1 protein-coding gene is annotated in these 1,011 nt (G+C 68.1%); it reads left to right on the forward strand.

Annotation, left to right across the window (positions count from 1 at the left end):
* Nucleotides 1–971 (forward strand): DUF1800 domain-containing protein (locus ACSFA3_RS26385; protein WP_435508245.1); only part of this gene is annotated, 971 nt, incomplete at its 5' end.
* Nucleotides 972–1,011: the final 40 nt, after the last annotated feature.

The following is a 1,011-nucleotide window of genomic DNA, read 5'->3' on the forward strand; positions in this document are numbered from 1 at the left end:
GCGATCTGCTCGGCGCGACGGCGCGGCATCCGGCCATGCTGCGCTATCTCGACAACGCGCAGAACGCGGCCAACCGCATCAACGAGAACTACGCACGCGAGCTGATGGAGCTGCACACGCTGGGCGTGGGCGGTGGCTATTCGCAGGCCGACGTGCAGGAGTTGGCACGCGTGCTCACCGGCGTGGGCGTGAGCAATCAGCCGCTCGATGCGCCGCCGCCGAACGTGCGGCCGGCCGTGCGCGCCGACTATGTGCGCAAGGGCCTGTTCGAGTTCAACCCCAACCGGCACGACTACGGGCCGAAGACGCTGCTGGGCCAGCCCATCAAGAGCAGCGGCCTGGCCGAGGCCGACGAAGCGCTCGATCGCCTGGCGCGTGCGCCGGCCACCGCGCGCTTCATCTCGCGCAAGCTCGCCGTGTACTTCGTCTCCGACGATCCGCCGCAGGCGTTGGTCGACCGCATGGCCGCTGCCTTCACGCGCAGCGACGGCGACATCGCCATCACCCTGAAGGCGCTGTTCGAGTCGCCCGAGTTCGCCGCCTCGCTGGGCCGCAAGTTCCGCGACCCGGTGCACTACGTGATGGCTGGCGTGCGGCTCGCGTACGACGACCGCGTGGTGTCGAACGTGAACCCGATGCTCGGCTGGATCAACCGCATGGGCGAGCAGTTGTACGGCCACGAGACGCCCGACGGTTATCCGCTCAACGAGGCAGCCTGGGCGAGCGCGGGGCAGATGAACACGCGCTTCGAGATCGCGCGTGCCATCGGTGCGAACGGAGCAGTGCTGTTCCGCACGGACGACAAGGCGCCGCTGGAAAAGCCCGCGTTCCCGCAACTGGCCGATTCGCACGCGGTGCGCGCAATGCAGGTCGGCATGAGCGCGGACACGCGCGAGGCGCTGGCACAGGCGAAGAACCCGCAGGAGTGGAACACCTTCCTGCTGGCGTCGCCGGAGCTGATGCGCCGTTGATCAAGAAGAAGGACACACCGTCATGCAACGTCGAGAACTC

This window comes from Variovorax glucosi (assembly GCF_051216695.1).
GTDB lineage: Bacteria > Pseudomonadota > Gammaproteobacteria > Burkholderiales > Burkholderiaceae_C > Variovorax.